We start from the raw sequence: 1252 nt of genomic DNA, 5'->3' as shown, positions 1-1252 counted from the left end.
GTTGTATCCAAGTAGGCTCCTACTTTAGCGCCCTACTTTGTAAAATGACAGTAGGTACAGGAAAATAGTCAAAAAAATACCCCCTGGTTAAAGGGGGTAAGTGACTTACCAGGTAAGGGTTAAACTTCGACAAGATGTATATCTTTATCAAATCCTAGGTAATGCTTAACAATGATTTCAACACTGTTCCCGCAAGCGTGAGCCAATAGCAGAAGAGCCGATGTGTCACTTTTGTTAGCGTGAGCGGTAAGGGTAATGTAAGTGTGTCTAGTGTGATAAGGTGCGAGATATTGGCTGATTTTGCCTTCAGAAACAAGTCGAGTAACTACGCCAGGATAGTGGTATTCGTAGCTTTTGCCATTTACTTCTTTCTTATCTACCTTGCCTAGCCATATTAAAGAGTGACTGCTGTTGCTATGAGTTTGGCCGCCTACCTGTGGGAATACAAGGTCAACTGATGATTGACTTTTTCTAATATTAGATAGAAGGCTAGCTATTTTCGGGGTGATTCTGAACATTCTTATCTCTTTAGTTTTTGTCCGCTTTGTAGATTTAATGCTGGTTGCGTAGCTCTTACTAAAACGGATATAGCCACGGTCAAAGAAAATATCACCCCAACGCAATGCGAAAGCTTCACCGGGTCGGCAACCTGTCAGAAACAAAAATTCAATCAAGGGCGCGGCTTTACGTTCATTTTGCTTGTCTGATTCATAGAATGCCCTGACAATAATGTCACGTTCATTCTTGGTAAAAAAACGTACATCAGTTTCGCATTCTTCCTCTTGCCTACTATCTTGCAACTGCCACCATTCTAGTATTTCACCATCGACACCGATTGCTGATGTGTACTTTTCCTTAGGATTCTCGACAACTTCAAGATGTAAGTTTCGATAAGGGTTTTGAGCATTCTTTATCATGCCCGTTGATTGCCCTCGATCAAAAGCTTCATTTAACGCTCGGATGGTATCGACAATAGCAGCCTTATTGTAAGGTGACAATAATAGTTTTTCAGCAGACAATCTGTTAACAGGTAGACTGCTGATGTCGTTCCCGGTAGCGGAAAAACTACGGCTTTTTTTGTCCCATTTCAGCCCTTTGATGATATTTGAATAACGTCGCAGATAGCGGTCAGCAAAAGTAGATGGCTCTACTTTTGTTTCTTTCCACTGAAGGTACGCTTCCCACATCTCGCCTACGGTAATCTCGGGTGTTGCAGCCTGTGCACCTGGCATCTGAAGTACATCAGCTAGCT

General features: G+C 42.3%; 1 protein-coding gene. It reads right to left on the bottom strand.

The window, feature by feature from the left end:
* Positions 1-119 precede the first annotated feature (119 nt).
* The coding region (locus JGK36_RS00110; protein WP_293199419.1) for a site-specific integrase at positions 120-1252 on the bottom strand (1133 nt) is incomplete at its 5' end.

The organism is Microcoleus sp. PH2017_35_SFW_U_B (genome assembly GCF_020737865.1).
GTDB lineage: Bacteria > Cyanobacteriota > Cyanobacteriia > Cyanobacteriales > Microcoleaceae > Microcoleus.
This window is presented reverse-complemented; position numbering and strand designations above follow the sequence as displayed.